Below are 20085 nucleotides of genomic sequence, written 5' to 3'. Positions count from 1 at the left end.
GTCCTCACCGTTCTTCGTGGTCGCTGTCGCCGCGTGCGGCGTCTTCGAGTTCGCTCAGCACCTGTTCCTCCACCAGGTCCGCCAGGGCGGCGACGGTGCGGTTGACCAGGACGTCGCGGGGGGTGAGCGTCACGCCGAAGAGGTCGTTGGCGCGGGAGGCGATCTGCAGGGCGCGCAGGGAGTCGCCGCCCAGGTCGAAGAAGTCGTCCTCGGCGCCCACGGCGGTCTCCAGGGCCTCCTCCCACAGGGCGGCGACGGCCTCCTCGGTGGGGGTGCGGGGCGGCACGTGCCCGGCGGCCGGCTCCTCCGCCAGCGGGCCGGGCGCGGGGAGCGCCGCCCGGTCCGTCTTGCCGTTCTCCGTGAGCGGGAAGCGGTCCAGCGTGACGAACGCCGAGGGCACCATGGGGCCGGGCAGGGTGCGGGCGGCGAAGGCCCTCAGCTGAGCCGCGGAGGGCGGCTCGGCGCCGGGCGCCACGAGCAGGTGGGCCACCAGGCGCGGCAGCCCCGGCTCGTCCTCGCGCACGCTCACCACGGCGTCCAGCACCGCCGGGTGGCGCACCAGGGTCGCCTCCACCTCGCCGGCCTCGATGCGGTGGCCGCGCAGCTTGAGCTGGTGGTCGGTGCGGCCGAGGTAGTGCAGTTCGCCGCGGGCGTCGCGCCGGACGAGGTCGCCGGTGCGGTACATGCGGGTGCCGGGCGGTCCGAACGGGTCGGCGGTGAAGCGGGTCGCCGTCAGTCCGGGGCGGCCCAGGTAGCCGCGGGCCAGGGCCGGGCCGGCGAGCCACAGTTCGCCGGGCACGCCGTCCGGGACGGGGCGCAGGCGCGCGTCGAGGACGTAGGCGCCGGTGGCGGGCAGCGCGCGGCCGATGGGCGGCGCGCCGCCGTCCGGTACCAGCGGGTCCGACCAGGTGGCGACGACGGTCGCCTCGGTGGGGCCGTAGGAGTTGACCATGCGGTGGTGCGGTGCCCACCGGGCGGCCAGTTCGGCCCGGCAGGCGTCCGCGCCGACGATCAGGGTGCGCAGGTCCGGCAGGGTGCCGGGGGTGTCCGGCGGGAGCGTGGCGAGCGCCGCGGGCGGCAGCAGGGTGTGCGTGATGCGCCCCGTGCGCAGGAAGCCGGCCAGGTCGGCGCCGAGAAGCGGGCCGGGCGGCGGCACGACGAGGGCCGCGCCGCTCGGCCACGCCATGCACAGCTCCAGCACGGAGGCGTCGAAGCTGGGCGTGGCGAAGGCCAGGACGCGGTCGCCCGCGCTGACCCGGTAGTGCGCGGCCTCGGCGGCGGCGAAGCCGGCCAGCCCGCGGTGGGTGACGACGACGCCCTTGGGGGTGCCAGTGGAGCCGGAGGTGTAGATGACGTACGCCGGGTCGTCGAGCTGGAGCGGGCGGACCCGGTCGGCGTCGGTGGGCCGGTGGGCGGGCGTGCCGTCGGGCGGCGCGGCGAGCAGGCCGGCGACCTCCTCGGCGGTGAGGGTGACGGCGGGGTCCGCGTCGCGCAGCATCAGCGCGACCCGCTCGGCCGGGTAGCCGGGGTCCACCGGGACGAAGGCGGCGCCCGCCTTGGTGACGGCGAGCTGGGCGAGGGCCATGTCCGCCGAGCGGGCCAGGACCAGCGCGACGAGGTCGCCGGGCCCGGCGCCACGCGCGAGGAGGCGGTGCGCCAGCCGGTTGGCGTGGGCCTCCGCCTCGCCGAAGGTCAGCGTCGACTCCCCCGTGTCGAGGGCCGTCCTGTCGGGCCACCGGTCGGCCGCCGTCTCGAACAGCGCGGGCAGCGTCGCCGGGGGCACCGGCGGCAGGTGCGGGCGTGCGGGGCCGTGCAGCAGCCGGTGGCGCTCCGCGGGCGGCAGCACGTCGACGGTGTACAGCGGCGCCCGGTCGCCGGACGCGGCGAGCGCGGTCAGGGTGTGCGTCAGCCGGGCGGCCAGGGCCTCGGCCGTCGCCTCGTCGAAGTACCGGGGGTCGTAGCCGAGTTCCACGCTCAGCTCGTCGCCGGGCGAGATCACCACGGTGAGCGGGTAGTTGGTCGCCTCGCGGGCGTCGAGGTCCCGGATCCGCACCCCGTGCGCGCCGGCGGTGGCGTCGCCCACGGGGTAGTTCTCGAAGACCAGCAGGCTGTCGAACAGGGAGGTGCCGGGCGGCAGTTCGCTCCACTGGTGGAGGTCGGTCAGCGGCACGTGGTCGAAGCGCCGGTCCTCCGCGCGGGCGGCCTGGAGTTCGCGCAGCCAGGCCGCGCACGGCGTGGACTCGTCCACGGTGATCCGCGCGGGCAGGGTGGTGATGAACAGGCCGGTGATCGTGTCCGCGCCCGCCAGGTCGGCGGGCCGGCCGGAGACGGTGGTGCCGAAGCACACCTCACGCTCGCCGCCGGCGCGGGCGAGCAGCAGCGCCCAGGCGCCCTGGACCAGGGTGTTGAGGGTGAGCCGGTGACGGCGGGCGAAGTCCGTCAGCCGGGCGGTGCCGTCGGCGCCGAGCCGCCGGGACAGCCAGGTTCCCGACCGGGCGGCGGCGCCCGGCGCGGGCCTGCGGTCGTACGGCAGCGCGGTGGGCGCGGCGTACCCGGCCAGCGCGGTCTTCCAGTGTTCCTCGGCGGCGGCCGCGTCCCGGCCGGCCAGCCAGGCGGCGTAGTCGGCGAAGGGCCGCCGCGGCGGCAGTTCCGGCTCGCCGCCGGCGGCGAGCGCGGCGTGTGCGGCCATCACGTCCGACAGGACGTGGAAGACGCTCCAGCCGTCCAGCAGGACGTGGTGGAAGGTCCACACCACGCGCACCTCGTCGGGACCGAGGCGGATCAGGGTGACGCGCAGCAGCGGGGGGTGGTCGAGGGCGAGGCCGCGGGCGCGGTCCTCGTCGAGCAGCCGCTCGAGCGCCGTCCGCCGCCGCGCCGGGTCCAGGCCGCTCCAGTCGAGCTCGGTGACGGGCAGGGTGACGTGGCGGTGCACGGTCTGCAGCGGGACCGGCAGCTCGCCCAGGGCCACGGCGGTGCGCAGCACGGGGGTGCGGTCGACGACGTGCTGCCAGGCGGCCGCGAGCAGCCGGGGCTCGCGCACGCCGTCCGCGACGAAGGTGATCTGCTCGACGTAGAGGCCCTCGCCGGGCTCGTCCATGCCGTGCACGACCATGCCGGTCTGGGTGGGGGTGAGGGGGTAGACGTCCGTGACGTCGCGCCCGTCGCCGGCCAGCCGGTCCACGGCCCGCTGGTCCAGCGCGGCCAGCGGGAAGTCCGACGGGGTGCGGCCGCCGGCGCCGGGTGCGGAGCAGTGCCGGACGATCTCCCGCAGTTCCTGGGCGGTCTCCCGAGCGAGGCGTGCGACGGTGTCGTGCCGGTGTGCCCGCCGGGAGTACGACCAGGTGAACTCCAGTCGCCCGCCGCTGACCCGGCCGAGGACGTCGAGGAGGTGCGGGCGGTCGGCCGAGGGGTCCATGCCGCCGGTCAGTCCGTCGTGGGGGGCTCGCAGCAGGCCGTCGGCGGGCCCGGTCCGGTCCTGCTGCCCCAGGTAGTTGAAGCCGACCTGCGGCAGACCGGGCAGTGCGCGTCCCGCCGTGGGGTGCAGATGCCGCAGCGCGCCGTAGCCCACTCCCCCGCGGGGTACGCCGCGGAGGTTCTCCTTGACCGTCTTCAGCGCGGTGGCGAGGTCGGCGTCCCGCGGCACGTCGAGGCCGACCGGGAACATGGTGGTGAACCAGCCGACGGTGCGGGAGAGGTCGACGTCGTCGAAGAGGTCCTCGCGGCCGTGGCCCTCCAGCGCGAGCACCACCCGGTCCTGCCCCGTCCACCGGGCCAGGACCCGGCCGACGGCGCACAGCAGGACGTCGTTGACGCGGGTGCGGTAGGCGTCCGGCACCTCCTGCAGCAGCCGGCGGGTGTCCTCCTCGCCGAGGCTCACCGTCACGGTCTCCTCGTCGGCGCCGGCGTTGCCGCCGTCGAGGTCGGTGGGCAGGGCGGTGGGGCGCAGTGCGCTCCAGTGCGCGAGCTCGTCGTCGAAGCCGCCGTCCGCGGTGTATGCGGCCAGGCGCCGGGCCCAGGTGCGGAAGGACGTGGTCTTGGCCCCGAGGGCGGGCGTGGCACCGGCGCGCAGGGCCCGGTGGGCGGTGTCCAGGTCCTCCAGGAGCACGCGCCAGGACACGGCGTCGACGACCAGGTGGTGGGCGGCCAGCACGAGGACGGGCGGGCGGTGGCCGTCGGGGCGGCACAGGGCGGCCTTGAGGAGCGGCCCCTTCGCCAGGTCGAACCCGGCGCACAGACCGGCGGCCACGGCGGCCGGCTCCTTGGGCGTGTCGTGCACGTCGAGGTGCGGCGCGGCGCCGGGCGGCGTGCCGTACTGGCGCCACCGTCCGTCGGCGTCCTGTTCGCAGCGCATGCGCAGCGCGTCGTGCCGCTCCAGCACCGCCGCCAGGGCGGCGCGCAGCAGCGGCACGTCGGTGCCGGGTGCCAGCTCGTAGGAGACCGCCTGGGTGAGGCGGGCCGGGTCGCCGCCGAGGGTGTCGAACAGCCAGTGCTGGACCGGCGTGAGGGGGACGTCCCCGGTGACCGGGCCCTGTTCGGCGTCGGCCGTCGCGGCCGGGGCCTCCTCGACCGCCGCGGCCAGTTCGGCGACGGTCTGGTGCCGGAAGAGGTGCCGGGGCGTCAGCGCGAGACCGGCCCGGCGGGCCGCGGAGACGATCTGGATGCCGAGGATGGAGTCGCCGCCGAGCGCGAAGTAGTTGTCCGTCGCGCCCACGTCGGCCACGCCCAGCACCTCGGACCAGATCGCGGCGAGCGTCCGCTCGCCGTCGGTGCGCGGCGGCCGGCCGCCCTCCGCGGCGGGGGCCGACCAGACCGGTTCGGGCAGGGCCCGGCGGTCCAGCTTGCCGGTGGCGCCCAGCGGCAGCCGCTCCAGCGGCACCACGACCGCCGGGACCAGGTGGTCGGGCAGCGTCCGGGCGAGGAAGGCGCGCAGGTCGGCCGGTGCGGGGGTGTCGCCGCCGCGGGGCACGGCGTAGCCCACGAGGCGCTTGTGGCCCTCGTGTTCCACGACCCGGGCGGCGGCCGCGGCCACCTCGGGGTGCCCGGCCAGCACGGCCTCCACCTCGCCGAGTTCGATGCGGAAGCCGCGCACCTTGACCTGGTCGTCGGTCCGGCCGAGGTACACCAGGTCGCCGTCGGCCGTCCAGCGCACCAGGTCGCCGGTGCGGTACATGCGGCCGCCGGGCGGGCCGAAGGGGTCGGCGAGGAAGCGGGACGCGGTCAGGCCGGGCCGGTTCAGGTAGCCGCGGGCGACGCCGGTCCCGGCGAGGTACAGCTCGCCGGGCGCCCCGGTGGGCACGGGCCGCAGACGGGCGTCGAGGACGTAGGCGCGGGCGCCGCCGACGGGCCGGCCGATGGGCGGGTCCCGGTCCGGGTCGGCCGGGTCGCAGGTGAAGGCGGTGGCGTAGACGGTGGCCTCGGTGGGGCCGTAGATGTTCATGACCCGGCAGCCGGGGATCGCCGCGTGCACCTGACGCACCGCGCGGGCGGGCAGCGCCTCGCCGGCCAGGACGACGGTGCCCGCGGTGACGCGCACGGTGTCCTCGGCCAGCAGGCGGCCCAGGGCGGAGGGGACCGCGCTGAGCAGTCCGGCGTGCCACGGGCCGGGCCGTTCGGCGAGGGCGAGCACGTCGCGGACCAGCTCCACGTGGCCGCCGGCCAGCAGCGGCGAGAGGATCTCGAACACGGACACGTCGAAGTTGAGCGACGTGGAGGCCACGACGTGGTCGAGTCCCCGGCCGGTGAACTCGGCGGCGGCCCAGTCGGTCAGCGCCACCACCGAGGCGTGGGAGACGACCACACCCTTGGGGCGGCCGGTGGAGCCGGAGGTGTGGATGACGTAGGCGGGGTGCTCCGGCAGCAGCGCGCTCCGCCGCTCGCCGTCGCTCACCGGCGCGGCGGACCCGGCGGCGAGACGCGCGGCGCAGGCCGCGTCGTCCAGCGCGATGCGTGTGTACGGGCCCTCCGGCAGCCGTGCGGAGGTCTCCGCGCAGGTGATCACCGCGTCGGGCCGGACGTCCTCGAAGAGGAACGCGATGCGGTCCGCCGGGTGGCCGGGATCGACCGGGAGGTAGGCGGCGCCGCTCTTGAGGACCGCGAGGAGCGCCACGATCAGGTCGGCTCCGCGGGGCAGGGCCAGCGCGACGAACCGCTCCGGTCCGGCCCCCGCCTCGATGAGGAGGCGGGCCAACCGGTCGGCGCGCTCGTTCAGCTGCCGATACGTCAGGTGTTCCGCACCGGCGGTCACGGCCGGGGCGTCGGGGGTGCGGGCCGCCTGGTCCGCGAAGACGTCCGGCAGCGTGCGGTGCGGCGGCTCCGCCACCGGTCCCGCGAGCCGGTCCAGCAGGCGGCGGCCGTCGTCCGGCGCGAGGACCGGAAGGTCGGCCAGGCGGTGGCCGGCTCCGTCGGCCATCGAGGTCAGCAGGGTGCGCAGGGCGGCGCCGAGCCCTTCGACGGTGGCGGCGTCGAAGCCTTGCGGGTCGTAGTCGAGGGACACCGTCACGTCGTCGCCGGGGGCGACGACCACGCTGAGCGGGTAGTTGGTCGGCTCCAGGTCGCGTTCCTGCTCCACGGCGAGCCCGTGCCGGGCCAGGGCGCCCGCGTCGAAGGGGTAGTTCTCGAAGACGACGATGCTGTCGAACAGGTTGGTGCCGCCGGGGACCTCGCTCCAGCCCTGGACCTGGGCGAGGGACACGAAGTCGTGGCCGCGCGCCTCGGACTGGGCGGTCTGCACCTCGCGCAGCCACTCCAGCAGGGGGCGGCGGCCGTCGATCCGCAGCCGGGTGGGCACGGTGTTGATGAACAGGCCCACCATGGAGGTCACACCGGGCAGTTCGGCCGGGCGGCCGGACACGGTCGTGCCGAAGACGACGTCGTCGCCGCCGCCGAAGTGGTGCAGCAGCAGGCCCCAGGCGCCCTGGAGCATCGTGTTGACGGTCAGCCCGGCCCGCTGCGCGGTCTCCTTCAGCCTGGCCGACACCTCCGGTCCGAGGGCCACCCGGACCGTGCCCGAGGACGACGTGCGGTGGGCGTCGGCGGGGCGCCGGTCGCGCGGCAGCGCGGTGGGCGCGGTGAAGCCGGCCAGCGTCCCGCGCCAGTAGCGCTCCGCGCGGCCGGTGTCGCGGCCGGCCAGCCACCGCAGGTAGTCGGCGAAGGGTGCCCGGCCGGGCACCTGCGGGCGGCGTCCGGCGGTCAGCGCCGCGTACCGCTCGCACACCTCGTCGAACACCTGGGCCGCGCTCCAGCCGTCGAGCAGGACGTGGTGGAACGTCCACACCATGCGCACCCGGTCCGGGGCCAGGCGGATCAGTGCGAGCCGCGTGAGCGGGGCCGCGGCCAGGTCGATCCCGGCCCGCCGGTCCGCGTCGAGCAGCGCCTCCATGTCCCGCGCGCACTCCTCGGCGGACCGCCCGCTCCAGTCGTGGTGGGTGACGGGCAGGACGGCCCGCCGCTGCACCACCTGGAGGGGTTCGGCGGTCTCCTGCCACACCAGGCGGGTGCGCAGGATCGCGGTGGCGTCCGCCGTGTGCCGCCACGCCTCGGCGAGCGCGTGCGGGTCGGTGACGCCGTGCAGCACCACCTGCACCTGGTTCACGTAGGTGCGGGCGCCGGCGTCCATCAGGCTGTGGAACAGCATGCCCGCCTGCATCGGCGTGAGCGGGTACACGTCCTCCACGGTGCGTCCGTCGCCCGCGATCCGGTCGACGGCGCCCTGGTCGAGCCGGGCCAGCGGGAAGTCCGAGGGCGTGCGGCCGCCGGCGTCCGGGGCGGCGCAGTGCGCGACGATCTCCTCCAGTGACCGCAGCATGCCCGCGGCGAGGGCATGCACCGTCTCCTCGCGGTGGCGTCCGCCGCTGTAGTGCCAGGTGATCTCCAGCTCGTCGTCCTCCACCCGGGCCACCACGTCCAGCAGGTGCGGCCGCGGCGCCCCGGGGTCCTCCGCGCCGCCCAGGCCGCCGGGGACCGACCCGACCAGCGCGCCGCCGTCGGCCGACCAGTCGAACCGGCCCAGGTAGTTGAAGCTGATGCCGGGCAGCGGTGCGGCGGCGAGCGCCTCGTCGCCCGCGAGGTGGCGCAGCGCGCCGTAGCCGACGCCCCGGTCGGGCACGGCCCGCAGCTGCTCCTTGACGGACTTCAGAGCGGCCCCCCAGTCCCCCTCGGGCAGTCGCAGGGCGACCGGGAAGAGGCTGGTGAACCAGCCGACCGTGCGGGACAGGTCCAGGTCGTCGAAGAGCTGGTCCTCGCGGCCGTGCCCCTCGAGGCCCACGGCGACGGTGCCGCGGCCGGTCCAGTCGGTCAGCACGCGGCCGAGCGCGGTCAGCAGGACGTCGTCGATCCGGGTGCGGTAGACGCCGGGGACCCGGCGCAGCAGGTCGTCGGTCCGCCGGCGGTCCAGGCGTACGGTCACGGCGCACAGGTCGCCGGCGGTGTTGCCGCCGTCGAGGTCCACCGGCAGCGGTGCGGCGCAGTGCCGTGAGACGGCCTCCCAGTGGGCGCGCTGGGCCGCGAACTCCCCTGCGCGGGTACGCCGGGTGAGCCTCTGCACCCAGGTGCGCGCGGACGTCGTGCGCCCCGGCAGCCGGATCGGCTCGCCGGCCCGGGCCTGGCCGTAGGCGGTCTCCAGGTCCTCCAGCAGGACGCGCCAGGAGACACCGTCGACGATCAGGTGGTGGGCGGCCAGCAGCAGCCGCGCCGGCCCGTCCGCGCGGGTGAACAGCCGGGCGGCGACCAGCGGGCCCGTGTCCAGCCGGAAGCCGGTGTGCGCCTCGTGGGAGAGGTGCTCCTCGGCCTGTGCGGCGGCCTCGGCGTCGAGGGCGTGCAGGTCGTGGACGTCCAGCAGGCGGGGCGCCCCGGTGTCCGCCGCGGTGATCTCCTGGTGCCAGGTGCCGTCCGCGGCGCGGGTGAAGCGGGCGCGCAGGGCGTCGTGGTGGGCCCACAGCGCGGCCAGGGCGGCGGCCAGCGCGTCGGTGTCCACGGCCCCGGCCGTCTCGACGAGCACGGACTGGTTGAAGTACTCCGGGCGCGGCGGCTCGGCGTCGAGGAACCAGTGCTGGATCGGGGTGAGCCCGGCCTCGCCGCTGACCGGAGCGGTGCCCGCGACGGTCGCGGTCGCGCCGGTGGCGGCGGTGGCCAGGGCGGCGAGCGTGGGGTGCCGGAACACGTCCCGCGGGGTCAGCGCCAGTCCCGCGGTGCGGGCGCGGGAGACGACCTGGATGCTGACGATCGAGTCGCCGCCCAGCATGAAGAAGTTGTCGTCGGCGCCGGCCCGTTCCACGCCGAGGAGTTCGGCCCAGATCCCGGCGAGCACCCGCTCGGCCTCGGTGCGCGGTGCGCGGTAGGCGGTGTCGGCCGCCGCCGACAGGTCGGGTGCCGGCAGCCGCCGCCGGTCGACCTTGCCGTTCGCGGTCAGGGGCAGCTCGGCCACGGTGACGAACGCGGCGGGGATCATGTAGTCGGGCAGGTCACCGGAGAGCCGGTCGCGCAGCTCCGCCGCCGCCGGCACCGCCGCGCCGGGGGCGGGCACCAGGTGGGCGACCAGGCGCTTGCGGCCCGCGTGCCGTGAGACCGACACCACGGCCTCGGCGATCGCCGGGTGCCCGGTGATCCGGGCCTCGATCTCGGCGGGTTCCACCCGGAAGCCGCGGATCTTGATCTGGTCGTCGGCGCGTCCCACGAAGTGCAGTTCGCCGTCGGCGCTCCAGCGCACGATGTCGCCGGTGCGGTACATCCGGCCACCGGGCGGACCGAACGGGTCGGCCAGGTAGCGGGCCGCCGTCGCGCCCGGGCGTCCGGTGTAGCCGCGGGCGAGTCCGGCGCCCGCGACGTACAACTCGCCGGGAATGCCCGGTGGTTGCGGCTGCAGCGCGCCGTCCAGGACGTACACCCGGGTGTCGTCGAGGGGGCGGCCGATGGGCAGCGTCGCGGGCAGCGCGTCGCCGGCGCGGAAGACCCGCCGGGTGGCGAAGGTGGTGGTCTCGGTCGGGCCGTACACGTCGACGACGGTCAGGCCCGGGCAGGCGTCCAGGACGCGCCGCACGGCTGAGCCGGGCACGGCCTCGCCGCCGGTCCACACCTCGCGCGCCCCTGACAGGCAGGCGGGGTCCTCCTGGGCGAGCAGACGGAACAGGCCGATCGTCAGGAACAGGCAGCTCACACCCTGTTCGGTGATCGCGCGGCGTACGACGGCGGCCTCCAGGTCCCCGGGCGGGGCGAGTACGGCCGTGCCGCCGCGCAGCAGCGGCACCCACAGCTCGTAGGTGGAGGCGTCGAACGCGTGCGGGGAGTGGACGAGGACCCGGTCGTGGCCGGTGAAGGCGCGGTCGAGGGCGAGCGCGGTCACGTCCCGCTGCCGTACCGCCACGCCCTTGGGGGCGCCGGTGGAGCCGGACGTGAACATCAGGTACTGGACGTTGTCGGGGTGGACGCGGGGCGCGGCCGCCGGTTCCGCGGGCGCGGCGCCCGCGTCGTCCGGCCGCAGCACGTGCTCCGCCGGGAGGAGGGCCGTGGCCGTCTCCTCCCAGGCCCCGTCCGTGAGGAGCAGGCCGGCGCCGGCTTCGGCCAGCATGGTGCGCAGCCGCTCCCGCGGCGCTCTGCCGTCGAGGGGGACGTACACGCCGCCGAGGCGGGCGAGGGCGACCTGGGTGACGACGAGGCCGGCCGAGCGGTCCATCAGGACGCCGACGGGGACCTCCGGGCGGACCCCGCGCGCGGCGAGCCGGGCGGCCAGTGCCGCCGCCCGGTCGTCCAGTTCGCGGTAGGTGAGCCGCTCGTCGCCGGCCAGCAGCGCGACGGCGTCGGGGGTGCGCCGCACCTGCGCGGCGAACAGGTCCGCGGTGGTCGCCGCGGGGGCGTCGGTGGCGGTGTCGTTCCACGTGTGGAGCACCTGCTCGCGCCGGGCGGCCGTCAGCAGGGGCAGCCGGGCGGGCGTGCTTCCCGGCGCGGTGGCGAGGCCGTCCAGCAGGACGGTGAGGTACTCGGCCATCCGCTCCACGGTGGCGGCGTCGAAGAGGTCCGGGTCGTAGCCGAGGCGCAGGGTGAGTTCCGGGCCGGGGTAGGCGACGAGGCTGAGCGGGTAGTTGGTGGTCTCGATGCCGTCCAGGCCGGTGAGCCGCAGCCCGTGCGCGGCGGCGAGCGCGTCGTCGACCGGGTAGTTCTCGAACACCACGATGCTGTCGAACAGGGCGGCGCGCTCGGGCAGCCGGGTGAACGCCCTCATGCGGTGCAGCGGCACGTGGTCGTGGCGGCGGTCCTCGCTCTGCTCCTGCTGGAGCCGGGCCAGCCAGGTGAGCAGCGGCTCGTCCCGCGGCACGGTCACACGCGTGGGCAGGGTGGCGATGAACAGACCGGTCATGGCGTCGGCCCCCGGCAGCTCGGGCGGCCGTCCCGAGACGGTGGTGCCGAAGACCACCTCGTCGGTCGCCGCCTGGCGGCCGAGGAGCACGGCCCAGGCGCCCTGCACGAGGGTGTTCATGGTCAGGCCCGCCGTCCTGGCCAGGCGCCGCAGGGCCCGGGTGGTGGCCTCGGGCACGGTGACGCGCACCGCCCGCGTGGACTCCGCGCGGTGGCTCTCGCGGGGCTCGCGGTCGAAGGGCAGCGCGGTGGTCCCGTCCAGGCCGTCCAGGCGGCTGTGCCAGTGCCGTTCGGCCTCGGCCCGGTCGGCGCGGTCCCGCAGCCAGGCGACGTAGTCGCGGAAGGGGCGGCGGTCGGGCAGCGGTGCGTCCGCCGTGCCCGTCAGGCCGGCGTGGCAGGCGAAGACGTCGGAGAGGACCTGGAAGAGGCTCCAGCCGTCCAGGATCAGGTGGTCGAAGGACCACACGACGCGGACCGCGCGGTCGGAGACCCGGGCCAGCACCAGGCGCTGGAGCGGCGCGCGGCTCAGGTCGACACCGCGGGCGCGGTCCTGGTCGAGGAGTGCGCGCAGCCGCTCGTCGCACTCGGCGTCGGACAGGCCGCGCCAGTCGGGCCGCTCCACCGGCACCGCTGCCCGGCGCTGCACCACCAGGAGCGGCTCGGTCACGTCCTGCCACACCACGCGGGCGCGCAGCACCGGTGTGCGGTCCGTGACCCGCTGCCAGGCCTCCGCCAGCACGGCCGGGTCCGCGACGCCGTCGAGGACGAAGGTCAGTTGCTGGAAGTACACGCCGCGGTCGTCCTGCGAGAGCCGGTGGAAGAGCATGCCGGCCTGCGTGGGCGTGAGGGGGTGGACGTCCTCCACGTCCGCGGGGTGCTCGCCCGCGATGCGGTCGACGTGCGTCTGGTCGAGCCGGGCGAGCGGGAAGTCCGAGGGTGTGCGTCCGGCGGCGCCGGGCCGGGACGCGTGGCGGGCGAGGCCGGCCAGCGCGTCGGCGTACCGCCCGGCGAGGTCCTCGACGGTCTCCGGCCGGTGCAGCTCGTCGGAGTAGAACCAGGTGAACTCCAGGCCGTCGCCGTCCAGCCGGCCCACCACCTCAAGGGCGTGCGGGCGGGACGCCGAGGGGTCCGCGTCCAGCTCCAGCGGGCGGAACAGGCCGCCGTACAGCCCCTCAGAGGTCCCGGAGAGCCCGAAGCGGCCCAGGTAGTTGAAGCTGATCTGCGCGGGGGTCGCCGGCAGCGGTGCGGTGTCCCGGCCCGGCCGGATCAGGAGGCCGTGGCCGAGGCCGTGGTGGGGCACCGCGCGCAGCTGTTCCTTGACCTGCTTGAGCACGGCGTCCCAGTCCGCCTCGGGCGGGACGGCGAGGGCGACGGGGTGGCGGGTGGTGAACCAGCCGACGGTGCGGCTGGTGTCGACGTCGGCGAACAGGTCCTCGCGGCCGTGGCCCTCGACGTCCACCAGCACCCGGTCGTGCCCGGTCCAGCCGCACAGCACCCGGCCGAGGGCGGCGAGCAGGACGTCGTTGGCCCGGGTCCGGTAGGTCTCGGGCAGGGTGCGCAGGAGCGCCTCGGTGGCGTGCGGGTCGAGGCGTACCGTCACCGAGCGCTGGGAGGCGTAGGTGTTGGTGCCCGTGCGGTCCGACGGCAGGCCGGACCGGGCGCCGTCGGTCGCCCGCGTCCAGTACTCCCGCTCGTCGTCGAAGCCGCCGGCGGCGGCGTGCGCGGCGAGGCGCTCGGCCCACTGCCGCAGCGGGGACGACTTCTGGGGCAGCGCGACCGCTCCGTCCCCGCCGGTGCCGCGGGCGCGGTAGGCGAGGTCGAGGTCGTCCAGCAGCAGACGCCAGGACACTCCGTCGACGACCAGGTGGTGGACGGCCAGGTGCAGGACGGGCGGCCGTCCTGAGCCCCGGTCGTGCAGGACGGCACGCAGCATCGGTCCGCCGGGCAGGTCGTGCGGGCCGAGGTGCGGGGTGTCGGTGTCCGGGCCGGTGTGGCGGGCCAGGCGGAAGGGGGCGGCCGGGCCGTCGATCAGCCACCGTACGGCCGTCCCGTCGGCGGGGAACCGGGAGCGCAGGGCGTCGTGGTGGGCGACGACGTCGCCGAGGGCGGCCTCCAGGGCCGCCGCGTCGACGTCGGCGCGCAGTTCCACCGAGAGGGTCTGGGCGAAGTGCCCGGCCCGCTCGGCGGCGCTGTCGAAGAGCCAGCGCTGGATGGGGGTCAGCGGCGCGGAGCCCGTCGCCGGGACGGGTGCGGGCGCGGCGGCGGGCCCCCGGCTGCCCGCCTCGTCGGCGCGGCGGGCCAGCGCGGCCACCGTCTGGTGCCGGTACACGTCCCGCGAGGTGATCGTCAGCCCCGCCTGCCGGGCCTGGGCGACGACCTGGATGCTGAGGATGGAGTCGCCGCCCAGCGCGAAGAAGTTGTCGTCCGCTCCCACCCGCTCCACGTGCAGCACGTCGGCCCAGATGGCGGCGAGGGTCCGTTCGGTGGGGGTGCGGGGGGTGACGTGGCGTACGGCCGTCTCGGCGGGCGCGGGCTCGGGGAGCCGGCCTCGGTCCAGTTTCCCGTTGGCGTTGAGCGGCAGGGCGGGCAGCACCACGACGGCCGCGGGGACCATGTAGTCGGGCAGGGTGCGCCCGAGTTCACGGCGCACCGCCTCCGGGTCCACGCGGGCGCCCGGGGCGGCGACGACGTATCCGGCCAGGCGGCGGTGGCCGTCGCCGTCGCCGTCGCGGACGGTCGCGGCGGCCTCGGTGACACCGGCGCAGTGGCGCAGCGCCTCCTCCACCTCGCCCAGTTCGATGCGGAAGCCGCGCACCTTGACCTGCTGGTCGATGCGGCCGAGGTACTCGAGGCTGCCGTCGGCGCTCCAGCGCACCAGGTCGCCGGTGCGGTACATGCGGTCGCCGGGGGCGCCGAACGGGTCGGCGACGAAGCGGGCCGCGGTCAGCCCCGGGCGCCGCAGGTAGCCGCGGGCCAGTCCGCCGCCGCCGAGGTACAACTCGCCCGTGACGCCCGGGGGCTGGGGGCGCAGGAGGCGGTCCAGCACGTAGGCGCGGGTGTGCGCCACGGGGCGGCCGATGGGCGGGGCCTGGTCGGGGACGGTGCCGTGGGCGAACCAGGCGGTGGCGTACACGGTGGCCTCGGTCGGGCCGTAGAGGTTCGCCACCTGGGCCGCGGGCATGACGTCCGCGATGTCCCGTACGGTCCGGGCGGGCAGGGCCTCCCCGGCCAGGACGACGGTGTCGGCCTCGACGGCGCCGCCGGAGCCGAGCACGCGGGAGAGCACGGACGGGACACCGCTGAGGAGACCCACCTTGCGCGGTCCGGGAGCATCGACGAGGGACGGGAGGTCGGCGACCACCTCGACGCCGCCGCCGGCCAGGAGCGGGCACAGCAGCTCGAAGACGGACACGTCGAAGTTGAGGGAGGTGGACGCGACGACGTGCGCCAGCCCCTGAGCGCCGAAGGTCTCCCGCGCCCAGGCGGCCAGCGCGGCCACGCTGCGGTGGGTGACCACCACGCCCTTGGGGCGGCCGGTGGAGCCGGAGGTGTAGATGACGTACGCGGGGTGGGACGGGTGCAGCGGCCGGATCCGGTCGGCGTCGGTCGGGTCCGCCTCACCGTCGCCGGACGGCTCGGCGTCCTCCAGGAGCAGCGGCTCGCAGTCGCCGGGGAGCGCGTGGGCGGTCGCACGGGTGGCGACGACGAGGGCGGGGGCCGCGTCGTCGAGCATGTGACGGATCCGCTCGGCGGGGTAGCCGGGGTCGACGGGCAGATAGCCGGCGCCCGACTTCAGGACGGCCCACAGCACCGGCAGCAGGTCGGCGGAGCGCGGCAGGCAGAGTGCCACCAGGGACTCCGGGCCCGCGCCGCGCGCCGTCAGCATCCGGGCGAGCCGGTTGGCGCGCCGGTTCAGCGCGGCGTAGTCCAGCCGGGTCCCGCCGCAGGTCACGGCGGTCCGGTCGGGGGTGCGGCGCACCTGGGCCTCGAACAGCGCGGGAAGCGTGGCGCCGTCGGCGGGGTCGCCGGCCGGCGCGGGCGGGTTCCAGGAGTCGAGGAGTGTGCGCCGCTCGTCGTCCGACAGCAGCGGCAGTTCGGCCACCGTCCGGTGCGGGCCGTCCACCATGCCTTCCAGCAGGCGGTGCAGCTGCCGGCTCATGCGGGCCGCGGTCGCCGCGTCGTACAGGCCGGTGCTGTACTCGACGGTCAGCCCGCAGCCGCCGTCGGCACGCGGCGCGAACTCGAACACCAGGTCGAAACGGGCGGCCGGGCGGGGCAGCGGGTGCTCCTCGATCCGCACCCCGGCCGCCGCCGGGGGGCGCTCGGGCGCCGTCTGCTGCACCACCAGCACCTGCACCAGGGGGGTGCGGCTGGGGTCCCTCGGCGGGGCCAGTTCCTCGACCACCCGGTCGAAGGGGACGCCGTCGTGCGCGAAGGCGTCCAGGACGGTCGCGCGCATGGACTCCACGAACCGGTCGACGGTGAGGGCGTCGTCGACCTCGCCGCGCAGCACCACGGTGTTGGCGAAGAAGCCGGTCACGTCCTCCAGTTCGCGGCGGTCGCGCCCGGTGGTGACGGTCCCGAACGCCACGTCCCGCTGCCCGGAGCAGCGGGAGAACAGCACGGCCGCCGCCCCGGCGAACAGGGTGAAGACGGTCGTGCCGCGACCCTGGGCCAGCCGGCGCAGCCGGTCCACCAGGTGCGCGGGGAGGTCGTGGCGGTGGGCCGCGCCCTCGGTGGTGCGCACCGCCGGCCGGGGGCGGTCGGTGGGCAGTTCCAGGTGCGGCAGGCCGGCCAGCCGGCGCTTCCAGTAGCCGAGGTCGTCGGCGTCCGTGTCACCGGCGCGTCGCGCGCGTTCCCACAGCACGAAGTCCGGGTACTGCACGCCCGGCCGGGGCAGGCCGTCCGGTTCGCCACGGGTCTCGGCGTGGTAGAGCGCGGCGAGGTCCCGGGTCAGCACGCCGACCGACCAGCCGTCGGTGACGATGTGGTGCTGGGCCAGCAGCAGGACGTGGTCCTCGGCGCCGCGGCGGACGAGCAGCGCCCGGGTGAGGGGGCCGGTCGTCAGGTCGTGGGGGCGGCGCAGTTCCTCGGTCAGCAGCCGCTCGACGGCGTCGTCCCGCCGGTCGTCGGGCAGGTGCCCGGCGTCGGCGGTGCGCAGCGGCAGCACCGCTTCGGCGGCGACCAGCTGGACGCCCTGGCCGTCGACGGTGGCGAAGGTGGTGCGCAGGGAGTCGTGCCGGGCGGCGAGCCGGCGCAGGGCGCGTCGCAGGGCCGGCGTGTCGAGCGGGCCGCGCAGCCGCAGCGCCACGCCGGTGTTGTACTCGGCTCCGCCGCCGGCGAGGTCGTCGAGGAACCACAGGCGCCGCTGGGCGCTGGAGAGCGGGACGGGCCCGGTGCGCGGGGCCGGGGTGATCGGGTCCGGCGGCGCGGCGGCGGACGGCTCGGCGGTCAGCGGGGCGAGGGCGGCGACGGTCCGTGCGGTGAACACGTCGCGCAGCGAGAGCCGGACGCCGAGGGACTCCCGGATCCTGGTGAGGGTGCGGGCGGCGAGGATCGAGTCGCCGCCGAGGTCGAAGAAGTCGTCGGTGACGCCGACGGTGTGGACGCCGAGGACGTCGGCCCAGATTCCGGCCAGGGTCCGCTCGTCGTCGGTGCGCGGCTCGACGTGCCCCTCGGCCGGTACGCCGCCGGGGGCGGGCAGCGCCCGCAGGTCCGTCTTGTGCTGCGGGGTGAGGGGTATCGCGTCGAGGACGACCACGGCGGAGGGCACCATGTGGGCGGGCAGGACGGTGGCGAGGGCGGCGCGCAGCCGGGCGGGCTCGGGTCTGCGGGCCGGGTCGGCGGGCGTGACGTAGCCGACGAGCCGGCCGCGGGCGGGCTCCTCGTCGCGGACCACGACGACGGCCTCGCGGACGCCGGGGTCGCGGGTCAGCGCGGTCTCGATCTCGCCGGGCTCGATGCGGAAGCCGCGCACCTTCACCTGCCGGTCGGCCCGGCCGAGGAACTCCAGCTCGCCGTCCGCCCGCCGCCGCACCCGGTCGCCGGTGCGGTAGAGGCGGGCGCCGGGCGGTCCGAAGGGGTGGGCGACGAACCGGGTCGCGGTCAGGCCGGGGCGGCCGAGGTAGCCGCGGGCCAGTCCGTCGCCGCCCACGTACAGCTCACCCTCGGTCCCGGCCGGCACCGGGCGCATCGCCGCGTCCAGGACGTGGGCCTCGGTGCCGGGCAGCGGGCTGCCGATGGCCGGTGTCCCGGTCCCGGCGGTCAGCGGTCCGGTCCAGGTCGCGACGACGGTGGCCTCGGTCGGTCCGTACGAGTTGATCATGCGCCGGCCGGGCGCCCACCGGTCGACGAGCGCGGCCGGGCAGGCCTCCGCCCCGACGATCAGGGTGCGCAGGTGCGGCGCGCCGCCGGTGTCCGCGGGGTCGGGCAGGGTGGCGAGGGCGGCGGGCGGGATGAGGGCGTGGGTGATGCGGTGCTCGTCCAGCACGGCGGCCAGCTCGTCGCCCAGCCAGGGCCCGTCCGGCGGGACGACGAGCAGGGCGCCGGACAGGACGGAGACGCACAGCTCCAGTACGGAGGCGTCGAAGCTGGGTGAGGAGAACTGCAGCACACGGTCTCCCGGGCCGGCGGCGTAGCGCTCGGCTGCGGCCGCGGCGAAGCCGCCGATGCCGCGGTGGGTGACGGTGACCCCCTTGGGGGTGCCGGTGGAGCCGGAGGTGTAGATGACGTACGCCGCGTGGTCCGGGAGCACGTGGCTCTCGGGCGCCTTCGGATCCTGCTTCCCTGAGTCCATCAGCGCGCGGAGCAGGTCCGGGTCGTCCAGCACGACGGCGGGCGCGGCGTCGGCGAGCATCAGCGCGCGGCGTTCGGCCGGATAGCCCGGGTCGACGGGCAGGAAGGCGGCGCCGGCCAGGGCCACGGCCAGTTCGGCGGCTATCAGTTCCATCGAGCGCGGCAGGACCAGTGCCACCGTCCGCTCCGGTCCGGCGCCGCTCGCCACGAGGTGGGAGGCGAGCCGGGCGGCCCGCCGCGCGAGTTCCCCGTACGTCCAGGTGCGCCGGCCGTCGGTCAACGCGGGAGCGTGCGGGTCGCGCGTCACCCACCGGGTGAACTGCTCACCGAGCGGGACGTGACGGGTGGCGTGCTGCGCGCGGGCCGGCGGCGGGACGGCCGGTGGGCGGGCGGGCGCGGCGGGTGGCTGGGCGTGCAGGTCCGTCATCGGGGTGCAGTCCTCCGGGCGTGGGGCGGCGCGCGGACCCGGCGCGGCGGTCGCGGGCAGCCCGCGGGCACACCGAAGCGGTGCGGGGTCCTTGCGTACGGGGCGGGTGCGTGACGCGGGTCTCGGTCAGACGGTGCCGGTGCGGCGCGCGGTGCGTCCGGATATCTGCAGCCGGTCGATGGTCCCGGTGGCGGGGTCGCGGTGGAAGCGGCCGCCCGGCTCGTGCCGGCCCGTGGCCGGGTCGACGAGGTCGCAGGACAGGTCCGGGTAGCACACCAGCGGGATCGGGCAGTCGCCGTCCACGGACAGCGTCGGCGTGCCGTCCCCGTCGAGCTTGACCGCGTACTCCGTGCTCCCGTTGCGGTAGCTGCCGGCGCACCCCGGCAGCGGTACGGCGCGGCCGCGGCGGGCGGGGGCCGGCGCGGCCGGCACGCGGATGCCGGTGAGCCGGGCGAGGTCGGCGGCGAGGTCCCGCCACAGGGCGGTGGCGCCGCCGGAGTTGCCGGTGAAGGCGACGACGACGCCGCTGTCCGGCTCGGCCCGCAGGTGGCAGGAGGTGCCCTGGGCGTTCCCGTCGTGGCCGCACCACAGGCGGCCGTCCTGCTCGAAGAGCGCGAGGCCCGGACCCCAGGAGTCGGCCAGCGCACCCGGGTCGGCGGCCGGTTCGGGGCGGCGCATCCGGGCGGCGGCGGACGCGGGCAGGACGGTGGACCGGCCGACGAGCGCCCTGCCCAGGGCCACGAGGTCCTCGGCGCCGGCCAGCAGGGCTCCGGCCGGGGCCTCCACCGGGGCGAGGTTCTGGTGGGCCGGGCGCACCAGGCCGGTGGCGGTGTTGAGCGCGTGGCCGGTGGCGACCGGCCGCGCGGGAGCGGCGTCGCCGAGGAAGGCGGGGACGATGCCCAGGGGTTCCAGGAGGAGCGCGCGCAGCGCTTCCTGCCAGGTCATGCCGGTCACTTCGGACACGAGCCGGCCGGCGGCGACGTAGCCGGCGTTGGAGTAGGAGAAGGCCGTTCCCGGTGGGAACAGGGCGTTCCGCGCGGTGCAGACCGCCGAGAGGTAGCGCGCGGCGGTGGTGCCGGCGGCGCTGTCGGAGTCGGGTCCGGTCGGCAGGCCGGCGGTGTGGCTGAGCAGATGCCGCGCGGACACCCTGGGTAACGGCCGCAGTTCCGGCACGAGTCCGGCGGCGGGCTCGTCGAGGTCGAGGTCGCCGTCGTCGGCGAGGAGCAGCACGACGGCGGCCGTGCCGATCTTGGTGACCGAGCCCAGGGGTACGGCCGTGTCCGCGGTGAAGGGGGCTCCCGTCGCGGCGTCGGCCGTGCCGGTGTGCACGCTCAGGGTGTGCGTGCCGGTGTGGACGGCCAGTTGGGCACCGGGCACACGGTGGGCGCGGGCGAGGGTGTCGAGGCGGCTCTGCAGCTCGTCGCGCAGGGGGGACGGTGGCCGCTCGGCGACCGGGGCAGCGCTGGGGTACGGCATGGGCAGGGGACTCCTCGTGAGAGCGGATGCGGGGAGGGAAC

General features: G+C 76.6%; 2 protein-coding genes. Both read right to left on the bottom strand.

What is annotated here, in order from left to right:
* Window positions 1–4: 4 nt before the first annotated feature.
* Window positions 5–18568, bottom strand: a complete 18564-nt coding sequence (locus B446_RS32795) for a non-ribosomal peptide synthetase (RefSeq protein WP_020943751.1) — start codon at window positions 18566–18568, stop codon at window positions 5–7.
* Window positions 18569–18694: 126 nt separating this feature from the next.
* Window positions 18695–20044 carry a serine hydrolase domain-containing protein gene (locus B446_RS32790; protein WP_020943750.1) on the bottom strand — a complete coding sequence of 450 codons (1350 nt, stop codon included), beginning with the start codon at window positions 20042–20044 and terminating at the stop codon, window positions 18695–18697.
* Window positions 20045–20085: the final 41 nt, after the last annotated feature.

Origin of the sequence: Streptomyces collinus Tu 365 (assembly GCF_000444875.1) — a bacterium.
Lineage (GTDB): Bacteria > Actinomycetota > Actinomycetes > Streptomycetales > Streptomycetaceae > Streptomyces > Streptomyces collinus_A.
Note: the sequence above shows the minus strand (reverse complement) of the source record. Positions and strands in the feature narration are given on the sequence as shown.

Bases quoted from the DNA above. Each gene is read 5' to 3' on its own strand.
- B446_RS32795 (WP_020943751.1), bottom strand. From the start codon at position 18,568: ATGACGGACCTGCACGCCCAGCCACCCGCCGCGCCCGCCCGCCCACCG.
- B446_RS32790 (WP_020943750.1), bottom strand. From the start codon at position 20,044: ATGCCGTACCCCAGCGCTGCCCCGGTCGCCGAGCGGCCACCGTCCCCC.